Annotated in this window: 15 protein-coding genes; 5 read left to right on the top strand and 10 right to left on the bottom strand. The window is 68.8% G+C overall.

Annotation, left to right across the window (positions count from 1 at the left end):
- The first annotated feature begins 22 nt into the window (after window positions 1–22).
- Window positions 23–1705, top strand: coding sequence for an alpha-amylase family protein (locus H7J06_RS27955; RefSeq protein WP_264042688.1), 1683 nt, complete (start codon window positions 23–25; stop codon window positions 1703–1705).
- Here the strand turns inward: H7J06_RS27955 and H7J06_RS27950 are convergent.
- Window positions 1698–2537: a cutinase family protein gene (locus H7J06_RS27950; protein ID WP_264042687.1), complete on the bottom strand. Its 840-nt coding sequence runs from the start codon at window positions 2535–2537 to the stop codon at window positions 1698–1700. The two genes, H7J06_RS27955 and H7J06_RS27950, sit on opposite strands and share 8 nt — an antisense overlap.
- Before the next feature lie 349 nt (window positions 2538–2886).
- Here H7J06_RS27950 and H7J06_RS27945 point away from each other — a divergent pair, with 349 nt between their 5' ends.
- Window positions 2887–3129, top strand: a complete 243-nt coding sequence (locus tag H7J06_RS27945) for a hypothetical protein (protein ID WP_264042686.1) — start codon at window positions 2887–2889, stop codon at window positions 3127–3129.
- Window positions 3130–3140: 11 nt separating this feature from the next.
- Here H7J06_RS27945 and H7J06_RS32495 read toward each other — a convergent pair whose 3' ends face one another.
- The 3 genes from H7J06_RS32495 to H7J06_RS27930 all read right to left on the bottom strand — a co-directional run bounded on the left by H7J06_RS32495 (window position 3141) and on the right by H7J06_RS27930 (window position 5566).
- Entirely contained in the window at window positions 3141–3392 is a 252-nt protein-coding gene (locus H7J06_RS32495) for a hypothetical protein (RefSeq protein WP_308205842.1), read from the bottom strand.
- 106 nt (window positions 3393–3498) lie between these two features.
- Window positions 3499–4143, bottom strand: coding sequence for a TetR/AcrR family transcriptional regulator (locus H7J06_RS27935; RefSeq protein ID WP_264042685.1), 645 nt, complete (start codon window positions 4141–4143; stop codon window positions 3499–3501).
- Window positions 4144–4210: 67 nt separating this feature from the next.
- Complete coding sequence (locus H7J06_RS27930; RefSeq protein ID WP_264042684.1) at window positions 4211–5566, bottom strand: S1C family serine protease; 1356 nt, start codon at window positions 5564–5566, stop codon at window positions 4211–4213.
- A 191-nt stretch (window positions 5567–5757) separates the two neighbouring features.
- Here H7J06_RS27930 and H7J06_RS27925 point away from each other — a divergent pair, with 191 nt between their 5' ends.
- On the top strand, window positions 5758–6174 hold the full coding sequence (locus H7J06_RS27925) for a YciI family protein (RefSeq protein ID WP_264042683.1): 417 nt from the start codon (window positions 5758–5760) through the stop codon (window positions 6172–6174).
- A complete protein-coding gene (locus tag H7J06_RS27920) occupies window positions 6171–7328 on the top strand; it encodes an RNA polymerase sigma factor (protein ID WP_264042682.1) in 1158 nt (385 codons plus the stop codon). The genes H7J06_RS27925 and H7J06_RS27920 overlap by 4 nt, the downstream gene beginning before the upstream one ends.
- A gap of 8 nt (window positions 7329–7336) precedes the next feature.
- On the opposite strand, the gene H7J06_RS27915 is transcribed toward H7J06_RS27920, so the two are convergent.
- From H7J06_RS27915 to H7J06_RS27905, 3 genes are all read right to left on the bottom strand, one after another.
- Complete coding sequence (locus tag H7J06_RS27915; RefSeq protein WP_264042681.1) at window positions 7337–8053, bottom strand: NUDIX hydrolase; 717 nt, start codon at window positions 8051–8053, stop codon at window positions 7337–7339.
- A gap of 27 nt (window positions 8054–8080) precedes the next feature.
- Complete coding sequence (fdhA, locus tag H7J06_RS27910; protein WP_264042679.1) at window positions 8081–9298, bottom strand: formaldehyde dehydrogenase, glutathione-independent; 1218 nt, start codon at window positions 9296–9298, stop codon at window positions 8081–8083.
- 123 nt (window positions 9299–9421) lie between these two features.
- Entirely contained in the window at window positions 9422–10252 is an 831-nt protein-coding gene (locus H7J06_RS27905; RefSeq protein ID WP_264042678.1) for an LLM class F420-dependent oxidoreductase, read from the bottom strand.
- Window positions 10253–10509: 257 nt separating this feature from the next.
- On the opposite strand from H7J06_RS27905, the gene H7J06_RS27900 reads away from it, so the two are divergent.
- The gene (locus tag H7J06_RS27900) at window positions 10510–12477 is read left to right on the top strand and encodes an MFS transporter (RefSeq protein WP_264042677.1); all 1968 of its coding nucleotides are present in this window, start codon (window positions 10510–10512) and stop codon (window positions 12475–12477) included.
- A 37-nt stretch (window positions 12478–12514) separates the two neighbouring features.
- On the opposite strand, the gene H7J06_RS27895 is transcribed toward H7J06_RS27900, so the two are convergent.
- The 3 genes from H7J06_RS27895 to H7J06_RS27885 all read right to left on the bottom strand — a co-directional run bounded on the left by H7J06_RS27895 (window position 12515) and on the right by H7J06_RS27885 (window position 16837).
- The gene (locus H7J06_RS27895; RefSeq protein ID WP_264042676.1) at window positions 12515–13942 is read right to left on the bottom strand and encodes an HNH endonuclease signature motif containing protein; all 1428 of its coding nucleotides are present in this window, start codon (window positions 13940–13942) and stop codon (window positions 12515–12517) included.
- A gap of 212 nt (window positions 13943–14154) precedes the next feature.
- Window positions 14155–15291: a glycoside hydrolase 5 family protein gene (locus H7J06_RS27890; protein WP_264042743.1), complete on the bottom strand. Its 1137-nt coding sequence runs from the start codon at window positions 15289–15291 to the stop codon at window positions 14155–14157.
- Window positions 15292–15454: 163 nt separating this feature from the next.
- On the bottom strand, window positions 15455–16837 hold the full coding sequence (locus tag H7J06_RS27885; protein ID WP_264042675.1) for an MFS transporter: 1383 nt from the start codon (window positions 16835–16837) through the stop codon (window positions 15455–15457).
- Window positions 16838–16894: the final 57 nt, after the last annotated feature.

The following is a 16894-nucleotide window of genomic DNA, read 5'->3' as shown; positions in this document are numbered from 1 at the left end:
CAGCGCAGCTGCGGCACGACGCATGAGGAGCATCGACAGCGGCGACCTGTGGTGGAAGAACGCCGTCTTCTACTGTGCGGACGTCGAGACGTTCTACGACTCCAACGGTGACGGGACCGGCGACATCCGCGGGATGGCCGATCGCGTCGAGTACCTCGCCGATCTGGGCGTGACGTGCCTGTGGTTGATGCCGTTCTATCCGACGGCCCAGAAGGACGACGGGTACGACATCGTCGACTTCTTCGGCGTCGACCCGCGGTTGGGCAACCTCGGCGACTTCGTCGAATTGGTGCGTACCGCCCGGGCGGCGGGCATCCGGGTGATCGTCGACTTCGTCATGAACCACACCTCCGACGCGCATCCCTGGTTCAAGTCCGCTCGCCGAAGCGTCGACGACCCGTACCGCGACTACTACGTGTGGAGTGCGACCGAGCCGAAGTCCGATCCCAAGGACGTGGTCTTCCCCGACCAGGAGGACAGCATCTGGGAGCTCGATCCCAAGACCAACCAGTGGTATCTACACCACTTCTACAAGCACCAGCCCGACCTCAACATCGCCAATCCCAAGGTCCAGGAGGAGATTTCGCGGACGCTGGGGTTCTGGCTCGAACTCGGCGTCTCCGGGTTCCGGATCGACGCGGTCCCCTTCCTGTTCGCCAGGGATTCCGTTCCCGGCGAGCCGGGCTCCTTCGACCCGTTCGAATACCTCGGCGACGTCCGCAACTTCGTCACCCGCCGGGTCGGCGACGCCGTGCTCCTCGGCGAGGTCAACGTCGCCTACGAGGACCAGAAGAAGTTCTTCGGTGGCCCCGACGGCGACGGACTCAACATGCAGTTCGACTTCATCGGAATGCAGAACGTCTACCTCTCACTCGCCCGCGGCGACGCGCGCCCGTTGGCCAAGGCGATGCGTCAGCGCCCCACCCTCGACATCACCAGCCAGTGGGCCAACTTCGTGCGCAATCACGACGAGCTGACCCTGGACAAGCTGAGCGACGCCGAACGCCAGGAGGTCTTCGACGCCTTTGGCCCCGACCCCGACATGCAGCTCTACGACCGCGGTCTCCGGCGACGGTTGCCGACCATGGTCGGCGGTGACGAGCGTCGGATGCGGATGGTGTACTCACTGGCCTTCTCCACGCCGGGCAGTCCCGTGCTGTTCTACGGTGAGGAGATCGGAATGGGCGAAAACCTCGACATCCCAGGGCGATTGGCAGTCCGCAGCCCCATGCAGTGGACGGGTGGCGCCAACGGCGGCTTCTCGACGGCGGCGAAGCGGCGGCTCACCAGACCCCTTCCCGACGGTCTGTTCGGCCCCGATCGCGTCAACGTCGCCGCACAACGCCGCGACCACCACTCGTTTTGGTGGTTCATCCGCGACCTCGTCTACACCTACCGCCAGCAGCCGCAGATCGGCTGGTCGACCGTCGAGGTGCTGGAACAACCCCATCGATCGGTGTTGGCCCACGTGTGCCGCGAGGAGCAGTCGGGCTGGCAGATGGTGGCACTGCACAACTTTGGCGCAGACGGCGCCCTGGTGCCGGTCGAACTCGCGGATGCGCCCTCGGGATCGGTGTTGGTGAGCCTGCTCGACGGGCTCACCGAGCATCCCCTCGACGGCTCGGGCCGTACGGAGCTCAGCCTCGATCCATACGGCTACCGGTGGTTGAGGCTCGTCCGGCCGGACGACGACCCGATCATCTGACGGGCGCGGCCAGCCCCGTTGCCGAGGACGGCTCGACGGCGGCATTCGCCACCAGCTGATACAGCGGTGCGCCCCAGGCATGTGCGCCGCTGCTCGTGGGGGCGTAGGAGGTGTGGATCGCAAGGGCGGCCGGTGACAGCGCATCGTCGGAGTCGGCATCGGGGTCGGCGTCGCAGACCGGGTCGCCGACGTCGCAGACGCTGACCGTGCGCGCACCCATCTCCGGTGGCAGCTCCGAGGTGGGAGCCGACGCCAGGAAGGAATGTTCCTGGGCGACGCCCTTGCCCACGCTGGGCACCACCGCAGTCGAACCCAGGTTGACCGTGGTGTCGGTGGGCAGCCGGTCGCCGTCGGCGATGAGCAGTGCCGCCGCCACGTGCGGGTCGTCGGCGAGGTCGTGCAGGTTGCGGTGGATCACCATGGCGCCCTGCGAGTAGCCGGCGAGCACCACCTTGGTCGTCGGGCACCGCTCGGTGAACGCCTCGAACTGCTTGGCGGCGGCGTCGGTGCCCGCCTTCACGCTGTCCATGAACCCCATCCAGCCGCCGATGCCGCCGTTGAGCGGGACGGGTGCCGCGGGGTACTGGACGGCTTCGGCGGTGATCGTCTGCCCCGAGGCGGCCAACTCGGACTGCAACTGCTGGAACGACTGGTACACCACGGGGCCCATGCCCCCGTTGGCCGTCAAGCCGGCACCGTCGCGCTGACCCGAACCCGCGGCGCCGAGCCAGTGAAAGTCACCGCACCCGGCTGCGGCGCCGGCCGTGCCGGTGGCGACTCCGGCGAACGTGGTTCCTGCGACGAGAACGGCCAATCCCACACGACGAAACATGACGACAACCCCTTAAGACCCTGGCGGCGGCGGAGGTAGCCCCGTAGCCGCGTCAGTCGGTTGATCGCTCTCCCGGCCGCCCGGTGTTACATGCGATGCCGAGAGGAGCTCCCGATCGCGGCGTGGACGCCGACTGCCGAGGCCCGTACTCTGGACCGACAAGTCCTGTTGCCAATGTGCCGCCGCCTGCCGGCTCCATCATCGGACGGTGCCCGTGAACAGAGCGTTTTGCCCGCGCGGCCGCCGCACTGCCGAGTCGGGCATCGCCTTGACGCGACACCGTTCTGGACGATAGAGTTCAGTTCACGTATCGTCAGCGATTTCCAGGTAGCAAAGATAGGATTCCCGCATGAATAGTCGTCTCACCCGTCGCGTGGCCGCGGGCCTCGGCGTTGCTGCCTTCATCTCCATGGGAGCGCTGACCGCTTGCGGCAGCGAGAAGCCCAGCCCGTCGAGCACCACGGAGACCACGACCACCGCACCGTCGGCCACGCCGACCGAGAAGAGCATCAACCCCACCGGTGGCAACCTCTTCACGCCGCCCGTCAAGGCGCCGCCGGCCCCCACGGCCATCCCCGGCACCCACAACTGATCCGTCGATCTTCAGAACCCGGATAGGACTGCCTCATGTCTAGTCGCACCACTCGCCGCGTGGCGGCCGGCCTCGGCATCGCGGCGCTCGTCTCCATGGGGGCGCTGACCGCGCAGCGAGAAGCCCAGCCCGTCGAGCACCACGGAGACCACGACCACCGCACCGTCGGCCACGCCGACCGAGAAGAGCATCAACCCCACCGGTGGCAACTCGTTCAGCCCGCCGGTCAAGGCGCCGCCCGCGCCGACCGGCGTTCCCGGCACCAACCACATCGGATAGGTAGCACGAGTCCCTTCATCAGGACGACGCGAGGCGGGCCAGTCGACGACTGGCCCGCCTCGCTCGTGTTGGACCCGCTGGTCCCAATCGTTAGTCGCGTTCTGCGCCCACGGGTTGGAACGTCCTGATGTAGGCGATCGCCGAGTCCAACGCGGTCTGCATGAGCCGCGGGTCGTGCGCGGTCTGCGACAGCAGGTAACCGCCCTCGACCGCCGCCAACAGTCCGGTGGCAAGGGTGGGCGCGTCGACGTCGGACCGCAGCGCGCCCGTGTCACGCATCCGCTCCAGCGCGGCCGCCAGCAGCCCCTGCCATTCGGCGAAGTGCGCCGCGAGGGATTCGCGTGCCTTGTCGTCGCTGTCGGACAGTTCGGCCGCGAGCGACCCGAGCTCACACCCCCACAGGCCCCGCCGCAGCGCGCAGCGCTGCACCATGGCGTCCCGCCAGTGATTCAGGCCCCGAAACGAGTCGACCTTCTCCAGTCGCAGCCGCTGCCACGACAGGATCTCGTCGGCGCGAACGCTGATGACGTCGTACACCAGATCGGTCTTGTCGTCGAAGTGTTGGTAGAACTGCGACTTGCTCGTCGCGCTGGACGCCAGGACTTCGTCGATCGTGGTCGCCGCCACCCCACGCACGTGCATCAGCTCGGCCGCCGCCTGCACGATGCGATTTCGGGTGGCGACGCCACGGGAGGTGAGCCTGGGCCGCGTCACGTCGTTCGAGGAGGGCGGCATCGTCCAACTGTAGCCCCTTGTTTGGACTCTGAAGTCCAACTCGGCCATCTCGAGAAGGTCGGGGCGACTATTGCTGGGCCGTGCCGAGCGTGACCTGTTTCGTCTGGCTGGAACCGGACGGATCCTCGTACGTCAACGTGACCTGGTCACCGGGAGCCTTCGACCGCACGGCGGCCACGAGCGCCTCGGCGCCGTCGACGACGCGACCGTCCAGCTTGGTGACCACCACGCCGTCCGGTACGCCCGCGGTCGCCGCGGGTCCGCCGTCGACCACCTGCGCGATGGCCGCGCCTGGCGCGTTCGCGTCGTTGCTCAACTGCACGCCCAGCGACGCATGGGTGGCGGTGCCGGTGGAGGCGAGCTCGGTGGCGATGCGCTTGGCCTGGTCGACCGGGATGGCGAAGCCGAGGCCGATCGAGCCGCTCTGCCCACCGGACGAACCCTGACCACCGCCGAGGGAGGCGATCGCGGAGTTCACCCCGATCAGTTCACCATTCATGTTCACCAGCGCGCCGCCCGAGTTGCCGGGGTTGATGGCCGCGTCGGTCTGAATGGCGTCGAGCACGGTGTTCTGGTTCTGTCCCTCGCCCGCGGTGGACACGGGACGGTCGAGCGCGCTGACGATGCCGGTCGTCACGGTGCCCGACAACCCCAACGGCGAACCGACCGCGACGACGTTCTGGCCGACCTTCAGGTCCTTCGACGAGCCGAGGGTGATTGGGGTCAGACCCGAAAGTCCCTGCGCGCGAACAACGGCGATGTCGCTGGACGGATCCGCACCGACCACGCTGAACGGCGCGGTGCGCCCGTCGGACAGCGTGACCGTCGCCTTCAATGCCTGCGGACCCGGAACCTCCTGCCCACTCGGAGTGACCTGGGCACCCGGACCGTCGCCCGCGCCCGCCAAGGCCGCCACCACGTGGTTGTTGGTCAGGATCAGCCCGTTCGGATCGAGGACGACGCCGGATCCCTCTTCGCTCTGCCCGCCCATGTCGATCTGCAGTTGCACGACGCTGGGCAGCACCTTCGCCGCCACCGCCTCGACGGAGCCGGTGGGCAGACCGGCCTGGGGCTGGGCCGCCGGCACCTGCTTGGGCGCGGTGGCCAGTGCCGTCGCGAGACCGCTCTCGGCGGATTCGTCGTGCTGACTGGTCATCACCACCGCACCGACACCCGCCGACACCACGGCGACGGCGGCGACGCCGGTCACCATCGCGCCGACGCGCGAGCGCTTGCGGTGCGACGACACGGCGGCCATCGGCGCCGTGTCGGCGGCGGCCTCCGGGTGGCTGGCGTAGCGCCAGTCATAGGGCTGCCGATGGTCGCCCCGTGGAGGATGGATCGGATGGGGTTGTCTCGCACCGCGTTCGGCGCCCGGTCGACGACCGGATGGCTGCATTGGGTACTGCGGGTAATTCGTCATGGAGGGTCATACCTTCGTGAGTCGGGCAAACGAGTGTTGACTCCACGGTGCCTTCGCCGTCTGAGATGGGACTGAGAGGCAGATCGGCGCAGTCCAAGACTTTCCGGGCGGGAATGTCGAGAATTCCGGTGCGGCACCGTCTCGGGAGTGAGGCGGCCAGAATGGGCCGCAACGCACCGAAGGAGACCGTCATGGCCAAGTACCTGATGCTCAAGCACTACCGCAGTTCCAGCATCCCCACCGACCGCCCCTTCGCCCCGATGGACCAGTGGACGCCCACGGAGATCGACGCCCACGTGCAGTACATGCATGACTTCGCGGACAAGCTTCGACAGTCCGGCGAGTTCGTCGACGCCCAGGGGCTGTCCCCCGAAGGGACGTTCGTCCGCTACGACGGCCCGGGGCGCCCACCCGTCACCGACGGCCCGTTCCCCGAGACCAAGGACCTGATCGCAGGTTGGATGGTGATCGACGTGGACAGCCATCAGCGGGCGCTCGACCTCGCCGGCGAATTGTCGGCCGCGCCGGGCCGCCACGGCGAGCCGCTCCACGAGTGGCTGGAGCTCAGGCCGTTCCTTCCCGCGCCTCCGCCCACGGTCACCGAGTGACCACCGGGGTCGACGACGCCGCACTGCGGGAGCTGGTGCCCGCGGTGCTGGGCATCCTCGTCCGTCGCGGAGCCGACTTCGCGACGGCCGAGGACGCCGTTCAGGAAGCGCTCGTCGCGGCGCTGGGCAGGTGGCCGTCTCATCCCCCGTCGGATCCCACGGCGTGGCTGGTCACCGTGGCGTGGCGGAAGTTCCTCGACCTCGTCCGCTCCGACGTCGCCCGCCGGAACCGGGAACACCGACTGCTCGCCGAGCCGGCGCCGGGCGCCACGGAGACCACCGACGACACCTTGGCCCTGTACTTCCTGTGTGCGCACCCGTCGTTGACCTCCGCCTCGGCGGTCGCGCTGACCCTGCGCGCGGTCGGCGGCCTGACCACCCGGCAGATCGCGGCGGCCTACCTGGTTCCGGAGGCCACGATGGCGCAGCGCATCAGCCGGGCCAAGCGCACCGTCGCCGACCTCCGCCTCAACCAGCCCGGCGACCTCCGGACGGTTCTGCTCACGCTGTACCTCGTCTTCAACGAGGGCCACTCCGGCGACGTCGACCTGGCGGCCGAGGCCATCCGACTCACCAGGCAGCTGGCCCGGGTGACCGACGACCCCGAGATCAGCGGCCTGCTGGCGCTGATGCTGCTGCACCACGCCCGGCGCGACGCCCGCCTAGGGGCCGACGGCAGCCTCATCCCGCTGGCCGCCCAGGACCGCACCCGGTGGCGGACGGATCTGATCGCCGAGGGCGTCGACCTGCTCCAGGCCGCATTGGTCCGCGACACGCTCGGGCCCTATCAGGCACAGGCGGCAATCGCGGCGTTGCACGCCGACGCCCGCACCGTCTCCGAGACCGACTGGGTGCAGATCGTCGAGTGGTACGACGAGTTGCTGGCGCTCACCGACAGCCCCGTCGTCCGGCTGAACCGTGCCGTCGCGATCGGGCAGGCGGACGGCCCGCGCGCGGGACTCGCCGCCCTCGCCGACGTCGAGGAGACCGTGCCGCGTCACGCCGCGGCGGCCGCCTTCCTGCACGAACACGACGGCGACCTCGAGACGGCGGCGCGGCTCTACGTCCAGGCCGCGGCGAACGCGCCGAACCTCGCCGAGCGCAACCACCTCACGCGCGAGGCTGCCCGGCTGCACCACCTACTACGCCGCTAGCGGCGGGCCTACTTCCACGCGAACACCGGTTGCTCCAGTTGGTCGACCGGATCGTCGCGCCCCTCCAGACACAGCCAGCGAAACTGCAGCAGCACCGCGCCGGTGGGGGCGTGGATCAGATCGTTGCCCAACGGCATCTGCACCACCGGCCGTGGGCTCTCCGGAATGTCGACGAAGCGCGGGGAGTCGGTGCGCTGCAGCTGATGCAGCCCCACCCGGTAGACGGCCACCACCTCGTCGGGCGAGGGGCGCAGGTCGCCCCGTCCGCCAGCCCAGAGGACCACCGGGGTGATCACGTAGCCCGACCGGGTCGGATAGTCGTCGAGCAGACCGAGCACCGACGCCGCCGGCAACTCGACGCCGACCTCCTCCTCCAGTTCCCGCAGGGCGGCGTCGACGACGGTCTCCCCCTCGTCGAGGCGGCCGCCGGGCAGCGCCCATTGCGCGGCGTGCGCGCGCAGCCGAGACGCCCTGCGACACAACAGAAATGCAGCGCCGCCGGACACGTCGACCATGCGGCCGTCGAGGCCGGGGTCCATCGGTCGCCCGTCGATCCAGTCGTCGACGGGCGCCGGGTCCACCCTGTCCTCGCCGAGCTCGGAATCGACGAGCACCACCGCCACGGCCGCGTGCCGCTTCGAGGGGTCGACCACCTCTCGACGGCGGTGACTCGCCAGATTGCCCCGAACTCGCTCGCGCAGCGCCTCGTCGTAGGTGATCGTCACCGTTCGACCATAGGTGCCGCTCCCGGGTCAGGCCGTGGGCACCATCCCGTGTGGGTCCAGGACGAACTTCTCGGCGACGCCGGAGTCGAATTCGGCGTACCCACGCGGCGCGTCGTCGAGGGTGATCACGGTGGCGTTCACCGCGTCGGCGATGTGCGCCTTGTCGTGCAGGATGCTCATCATCAGTCCGCGGTTGTACTTCAGCACCGGACACTGCCCGGTGGCCAGGCTGTGGCTCTTGGCCCAGCCCAGGCCGAGCCGGACCTTGAGGGTGCCCTCCTTGGCGTCGGCGTCGGCGGCGCCGGGGTCGCCGGTGACGTACAGGCCGGGGATCCCGAGCGAGCCGCCGGCCCGGGTCAGACCCATGATCGAGTTGAGGACTGCGGCGGGTTGCTCACCCGCGCCCTGCCCGTGCCCGCTGGCCTCGAATCCGACGGCGTCCACGGCGCAGTCGACCTCATTGGTGCCGAGAATCTCGGCGACCTGGTCCTCCAGCGAGGCGTCTGCGCTGACGTCAACCGTTGCGCACCCGAATGATTCGGCCTGCCTGAGCCGGTCTGCGTTCAGGTCGCCGACGATGACCACGGCAGCGCCGAGCAGTTGCGCCGAGTACGCGGCCGCCAAGCCCACGGGCCCGGCACCGGCGACGTACACCGTCGAACCGGTGGTGACGCCCGCCGTCTTCGCGCCGTGGTACCCGGTCGGGAAGATGTCCGACAGCATGGTGAGATCGCGAATCTTCGCCAACGCCGCGTCGCGGTCGGGGAACTTCAGCAGGTTGAAGTCGGCGAACGGAACCATGACGTAGTCGGCCTGGCCACCCAGCCAGCCACCCATGTCGACGTAGCCGTAGGCCGACCCGGCGCGCGCGGGGTTGACGTTGAGGCACACCCCGGTTTGCCCCTCGCGGCAGTTCCGGCACCGGCCGCAGGCGATGTTGAACGGCACCGAGCAGATGTCGCCAATCTCGAGAAACTGTACGTCGGAACCCTTTTCGACGATTTCGCCGGTGATCTCGTGGCCCAGGGTCTGGCCCACCGGGGCGGTGGTGCGGCCCCGGACCATGTGCTGATCAGAGCCGCAGATGTTGGTCGACACGCATTTGAGGATGACGGCGTGGTCGGCCTTGCGGCTCATCCCCATCGCGCTGGCTACTTCTTCGGGGACTTCGAGCTTGGGGTAGTCGATCGTCTCGACGGCCACCTGGCCGGGGCCCTTGTACACGACAATTCGGTTGCCACTCATGGCTTTCCCTACCAGAGCCGCGGTGTTGGCAGCAGGCTCTCCGTTGCGCCCGCGGTCCTCCACCCGAGCCTAGGCACCGCCGTCGACGCCGTGGGCGGTGTGGCCGAAAACCTCGCCTTTCGACTAGCCGCGGTAGTCGGCCACCTTGGCGGCGTACTCGTCGAGCAGGCGAAGCGTTTCGTCGCGCGGTACCGACGGCAGCATCAGCGCCACCTGTCCGAAGCCGAGGTCGTCCACGGCCCGCCAGTAGTCCGCGTCGACCGGCGTGCCAAACATCGCCAGCGGGACGTCGCGACCGGAGCCGTCGCGCATCTGCTGGACACGCGACGAGAGCACGTCGACCGGAAACGGATTGGAGATCCAGCCCGCGTCGTGGCGGATGACGCGCTTGACGGTGGCGTCGGAGTTGCCGCCGATGAAGATCGGCGGGTGCGGCTTCTGGACGGGCTTGGGCCGACTGAATGAGGCGTCGAAGTCGACGAACCTGCCGTGGTATTCGGCTGGCTCGTCGGTCCACAGCGCCTTGATGGCCTCGATGCGTTCGTCGAGCAAGGCGCCGCGGGTCTTCGGATCGGTGCCGTGGTCGCGAAGTTCCTCGATGTTCCAACCGGCGCCGACGCCGAACACGAAGCGGCCGCCCGAGATCAGGTCGATGCTGGCGGCTTCCTTCGCGGTGGTGATCGGATCGCGCTGGATCAGCAGGGCGATTCCGGTGAAGAGCTCGATCCGCGAGGTCACCGCCGCGGCGGCCGCGAGGGTGACGAAGGGGTCCAGCGTCTTGTAGTAGACGTCGGGCAGCTCGCCGCCGGACGGATACGCCGACTCCCGGCTGGCTGGGATGTGGGTGTGCTCGGCCACGACCAGCGCGTCGAAGCCCCTGTCCTCGATGGCCGTGGCCAGCGAGACCGGGTCGATGCCGTCGTCTGTGACGAACGTGGCAATGCCAAATTTCACGAGTTCCCTCATCTGTCGGTGTCAGGTCCCAGAACACCACCCGTGCGACGTGCTATTCCCCCCGACCCCCTCGACGAATGGCCCTCGAGCGCGAACGTTAGATAGGGTCACTATCAGGTTGAGCCGGGATCGATGGTGCTTCGGGTGCGAACAGCCGGTCGCGAGAACACCGTTGCGGCGGGAAGAAACCCCGCCGGAAAGAACTTGGAGAAGTACGTGCCTGCCTCGATTCCGTCCGATCACCGCGGACCGCGCTGATGCGCCAAGGTCCCCTCGCCGGGCGCTATCCCGCCGTGGCCGCCATGGTCATCCTCGCCCTGATCCCGTACTTGGCGCTCTCCGCCGCGATCGACCCCCTGGTGCCGATCATCACCGAGCAACTCCACATGAGCGTTCAGACGATGAGCCTGAGCTCTGGGCTGGGCAACGCCGCGTACGCCGTGGGCACGGTGCTGGCCGTGCAGTTCGCCCAGCACCTTCCGCAGCGCCGGATGCTGCTCGCCTACGCGGTGGTGCTGGCGGTCGGTTCGGTGGTGGCCGCCGCGGCGGTCAACCCCGGCATGTTCATCGGCGGGCACGTCCTGCAGGGGCTGGCCACCAGCATGCTGCTCATCGCCGCGGCGCCGCCTCTGACGATCGGCTTCCCGAAGGAGAAGCTCCGGAACACCGCCGTCATCATGAACATGTGCGTGTTCGGTGCCGTCGCGCTCGGCCCGTTCATCGGCGGCGCGCAGGCCGAGTCCCACGCGTGGCGACCGCTCTTCTGGATCATCGCCGGAATCGCGATGCTGGCCCTGGTCATGGCCGCGCTGACGTTCGAGGACGCCCCGCCGGCCGACCTCGACGCGCCGCGTGACCTTCGCGCCATCGGGCTCGCGGCCGTCGGTTGCGCCGCAGCGTTCGTCGGCGCCTCGCAGCTGACCAGCCACGGCTTCGGGGACGCCGCGGTGACCGTGCCGATGTTCGGCGGCCTCGCCCTGATCGTCGTGCTGGTGGTCTACCAATTCCGTTCGCGCCGGCCACTTCTCACCGTCCGCACCATGCTCACCAGCTCGATTCCCGTCGCCGGCGTCGGCGTCGCACTGTTCGCGGCGGCAGCCTCGGTGGCGGCGACGGCCCTGACGGCCAACGTGCTGCTGCAGACCTACAGCCCCGTCCACGTCGGATTGCTGTACCTGCCCGAACTCGGTGGCGCCGTGGTGATGGCCGTGGTCTTCGGGATCGTGATCACTCGACGCGCGATGCACTACCTGCCGCTCGTCGGGATGGTGCTCCTCGCGGCGGGCATCCTCGTCTTCCAGTTCGCCCTGCCCGCCAACCAGCCCCTGGTGCTGGTCGCCGCGGGATTGACGGGGCTGGCCCTCGGTGCCACCGTCGCGCCTGCACTGTTCGTCGCCGGCTTCTCGCTGCAGTCGAACAGCCTGCAGCGCGTCTTCGCGATCATCGAACTGTTCCGCGCGGTGGCCGCGTTCATGGTGGCCCCGATCCTGGCCCACTTCGCGCTGACGGTGTCGACCGATCTCGGAATCGGTACCCGCTACGCGCTGTGGATCGGCTTCGGCCTCGCGGTCGGCGGCGCCGTCTTCGGCGTGGCCGTCTACGCGTTGAGCGGCGCGCGACCGCAGAAACCCGACCTCGACGAGTTCCTCGACGGCGACGACCCCGCCTGGTACTCACCACCCCTGCTGGCACGCATCCGATCCGTGGAGACGATCGCGCCTCAGCGGGCCGCCACCGTCACCGCCGCGGAGCCCGACGAGGCCGCGGCCGTGGATCCGCACGGCATGGTGCTGATCGCCTACGACGGCACCGATCTGGCCGACTTCGCCATCACGCAGGCCGCGGCCCGGCTGGGAACCGGGCGGGAGGCGTTGGTCGTCTGCGTCTGGCAGCCGGTCGACGTCGGCTTCACCCCCTCCGATTCGCAGCACTTCGACGCCGACCGGGCCACCGAGGTGCGACGCGCCGCCGAGCGGACGGCCGCCCACGGTGCAGAGCTGGCACGCGAGGCCGGCTTCGCGGCGCAGAGCGTGGCGGTGGAGGCCTCCCCGACGTGGAAGGGCATCGTCGCCGCCGCCGACGATCACGACGCCAGCGTCATCGTGCTCGGGCCGCACCGCCGCAGCGGTCTTCTCGGACATCTGCAGGGCAGCGTCGCGTCCGCCGTCGTCGCCCACACCGAGCGACCGGTTCTGATCGTCCCGCAGTACCAGGACGTCAGCTAGGTGTGACGTCCAGGGAAGTCGTCCCTGGACATCAGAGCTAGGCGGCGTTGGGTTCTGGGCCGGCGGGCCGGTCCTCGGCCTCGCCGCCCGGGTCGTCCAGCTCGTCATCCGGTGGCCGGTACAGCCTTTCGGGGCGGTGGTAGTCGTTGACGCGGACTTGACCGGTGTCCAGGGCCGGGGGCGGGATCCACTCGACGTCGTGGTCGCCGTTGACCCGCGTGGTCCACCCGCCAGGCCCGACCGCCCGGTTGTCGGGCCCGCACGCGAGGGCCAGGTCGTCGACGTTGGTCTGGCCGCCGTCGGCCCAGTCGCGGGCGGCGTGGTGGACCTGGCTGCCGTAGGCCGGCACCGTGCACCCGGGCTTGGTGCACCCACCGTCGCGGGCGATCAGCATCAGCCGCTGCGCCGGCGAGGCGGTGCGGCGGGCCCGAAACAGGTTCAGCGCCGACCCCGTGGCCCCGTCGAACACCGCCAGAAAGAGGTTCGCCCGCGCGGCCAGCCCGATCACGTCCCGGATCGGCATCACCGTGCCACCACCGGTGACACCGACCCCGGCTCGACTCTCCAGATCCTGCAGGGTGGTTCGGATGATGATCGTGGCCGGCAACCCGTTGTGCTGACCCAGCTCACCGCTCTTCAGCACGCGGCGTCCCGCCGTCATCAGTGCGTCGTGCTGGCGCTGCGCCAGGGTGCGGTGGTCCTCGTCGATCTGCTCCTGCGACGGGGTGCCCGACACGCACGGCTGGTCGTCGTCGGGGTTGCACATCCCCGGCGCGGCCAGCGTGGCAAAGACGGCCTCGACGACGGCCCAGGCCTCCGGCGTCAGGTTGGCCGTCAGGCGCACCATGCCGTCGGGCTGCTGGGGCGCCTTCGTCACACCTCGGCGGCGCGCGCGTTCGGTGTAGTCGGGCTCCGGGCCGTCCTGGTCGAGCAGGAAGAGGGTGCGGTCGGCGTTGTCCTTGAGTTCCTTGGGACCGACGCTCATCGCGGTCCTGACCAGGTCGGCTTCGATCTGGCCGCGGGTGGTCGCGTCGACCGCCGCCGGGATGCGGCCCATCGCATTAGCCAGGACCTGCACGTGTTCGCGGGTGATCAACCCATGCGACTGCGCGATCGCGGTGCACGGCAACACCGGGTCCAACGGTGCACCGATCAACGTGCGGCGCGCGGCGAGCAGCGCGGCCTCCTCGAGCCGGCGACCCGCTTCGCTCGGCGAGATCCGCCACCGGACGGCCATTACGTCGCGCCACGACTTCGCACCCAACGCCTTCGGTGTCGTCTCGGCCTGCAACCGGGTCAGCAACCGGTGCCCCTGGACCGGTAGTTGGCACGTCAGCGTCTCGAGATCGTCGAGCACGCCGAGCAATTCGGCAGCGGTCAGCTGCTCGACCGACAGCGCCGCCAACGCGTCATGGGCGGCCCGCAGCGCAGCTACCGCCGCTTGCACCTCGCCCACGTCGACCATGATTAGAACATACGTTCGAAGTTTAAAGACTTCTTGACGTATTTCTTGAGACATCCCTAAGTGCGTCGGTGAAGGCGTTCATGAAGGTGGCGCGGCGAACGTCCGTCTCTCGACCCTTGGTGGCAAGGACGACGTTGTCCCGTCGGCCCTTGAGGGGCCTTTCCGACCACCGTCTCGGAGTTTCCCTGCGAGGAATCGAATACCCTCGCCGCCTACTTGGCGCGCACCAGGGGCGTCAACCGCCGGATCGCGCGGATCTCGTCGTCCCGGTAGGGACGCCCGTCCGGGCCCAGGAGATCGCTGAACCACACCTTCGGAGCCGGATCCGGGCGATCCCACGAGTCCCACGGCAGATACGTCTGCGTCTTGCCCGCCACCAGGCCCCAGTTGATCGCGCCGACGTCCAGCCGTTGCGCGATCGGCAGGATCCCCTCCACGCTGCTGCCCAGTGACCGAGCCAGGTATTCGGTGCACACGATGGGCCGTTGCAGCGGCACCAGTTCGGCGACCCGCGCCTCGAAGCCCGCCGGCTCGGCATAGGAGTGGAAGGTGATGACGTCGGAGTTGTCCAGTTGGATGCCGGCGATGATGCTGCGCTTGCCGGGGTCGGCCCAGGCGCCCTGCCACACACCGCTGGTCAGGGGTTGTGTCGGGTCGACGTCCCGCGCCCACTGGAAGACCTGCGGAAGCAGCGCCGCGACCAGGTCGTCCTTGTCGGTCCTCTCCACATTGCGGTACACGGTCGCGGGGTTGTCGGGTTCGTTCCAGAGGTCCCACCCCAGCACGCGGTCGTCGTTGCGGAACTGGCTCAACACCCCGGTGACGTACTCCTTGAGGACCCCGACGTACTGCCGGTCACCGAGGCGTTGCGCGCCAGGACTCTGCACCCACCCGGAGTTGTGCACACCCGGCACCGGCGCGCGCTGCGGGCCCAATGTGGGCCGTGGGTCCCAGCAGGAGTCGAAGAAGACGAACAGCGGTTTGATGGCATGCCGCGCCGCAATCGTCACGAATTGCATCAGCCGCCGGAGGAAGCCACGGCGATCCTGCGTCCAGAGCAGATCGTGGAGGAACACCCGCATGGTGTTGAACCCGATTCGCCGGGCCATGCCCAGCTCGGCGTCGATGCGCCGGATGTCGTAGGTCTGCGGCTGGAACATCTCCAGCTGGTTGATCGCGTTGGACGGAATGTAGTTTGCGCCGACGAGTCCGCGGTGCGTCCGGTACCACCCCTGGGCCCGCTCGATCGGCCACCGTCCCCCGCCCGCGGCGGACGCCCTCGGCGATGCGCTCAACGCCGTGCCACCAGCCAGAACCAGCGGAACCTTGAGTGCCGCGCGGCGGTGAATCACACGTGGAGGGGGTCGTCCGGGATCACCAACCAAGCTGCAGTCCTTTGATCGAAAACGCGAAAGGCATTGTCGGACAACACCTTCAGAAAGCGATCAAAGTTGCCAGCCCGTCGCCACGCACCACCGTACGTGAAGCGCGGCAACGCGGCATCCGCGCCGCTCAGCGGCGGGTCGGTACCGCCCAGGCGCTGCCCTGCTCGTGATCGAGCACCGTCATCCCCTTGTTCTTCAGCCCGAAGACGTAGACCACGAGGCTGATGCCGATCACCACGGTGACGTAGACGATGAAGGAGCCGACGCGATCGGAGGACTTTGCCGCCTGGAACAACAACGGCGCGGTACCGCCGAAGACGGAGTTCGCCAGCGCGTAGCCCAATCCCACGCCGAGCGCACGCACCTCGGCGGGGAACAGTTCGGCCTTCACGATGGCGTTCACCGAGGTGTACCCCGTCAGGATGACGTAGCCGACCACCGTCAACGCGAACGCGACCATCGGCGAGGTGGTCTGCGGCAGGTAGGTCAACAGCACGTAGGTGTAGAGCACCCCCCCGACGCCGAAGAACACCAGCAACACCTTGCGCCCCACCCGGTCGCTGAGCAGACCGCCGAGCGGCTGCAGGAGCATCAGCAGAATCAGGCTCGCGAGGTTGATCCACGTCGCGGTCAGGGCCCGGTCGGCACCGAAGGTGGACTTGACGATCGCCGGTGCGTTGATCGTGTACGTGTAGAAGGCCACCGTGCCGCCCGCGGTGATGAGGAAGACCAGCACCAGCGGGCGCCAATGCGTGGTGAACAGCGCCTTCAACGACCCCGCGGCCTTGTCGGTGCCGGCGCGCACCGCCTCGAGGTAGGAGTCGCTGAGCGACTCGTCCATCGAGCGGCGCATCCACAGCACCACCAGCGCCGCGATGCCACCGATGAAGAAGCCGACCCGCCATCCCCACGCCGTCACGGTCTCGACGTCGAACATGCTGAGCAGGATCAGCAGGGTGAACTGCGCGAGGACGTGACCCCCGATGAGGGTGACGTACTGGAACGACGACAGGAAGCCACGCCGGTGGGGGGTGGCCGCCTCGGACATGTACGTCGCCGAAGTCCCGTACTCCCCGCCGGTGGCGAAGCCCTGCACGAGCCGCGCGAGGATCAGGATCACCGCTGCCCAGTAGCCGATGATCTCGCGCGTGGGCATCACGGCCACCACGAACGCGCACGCCGACATCACCGTGATGCTGAGCATCAGCGCCGACTTTCGCCCGCGGCGGTCGGCGTACCGTCCGAAGAACCACGACCCCACCGGCCGCATGACGAAGGTGACCGCGAAGATGCCGTAGATGTACAGGGTCGAGTTCTTGTCGGCCTTGTCGAAGAACTGGGCCTCGAAGTACGTGGCGAACACCGTGTAGACGTAGACGTCGTACCACTCGACGAGGTTTCCCGCCGAACCCTTGATGGTGTTGAGCACCGCCCGCCTGGTGCTCGTCGGCGCCAGGGTGGCGCCGCCGCGGCCGGACGGCGTGCTCGATGACGGGGCCGCTTCGCTCATCCGGCGACGATAACGGAACGACTCCCCCGCCCGCGGCCGGTTGCACGGCCGAACGTG

Origin of the sequence: Mycolicibacterium hodleri, from assembly GCF_025822245.1 — a bacterium.
Taxonomy (GTDB): domain Bacteria; phylum Actinomycetota; class Actinomycetes; order Mycobacteriales; family Mycobacteriaceae; genus Mycobacterium; species Mycobacterium hodleri.
This window is presented reverse-complemented; position numbering and strand designations above follow the sequence as displayed.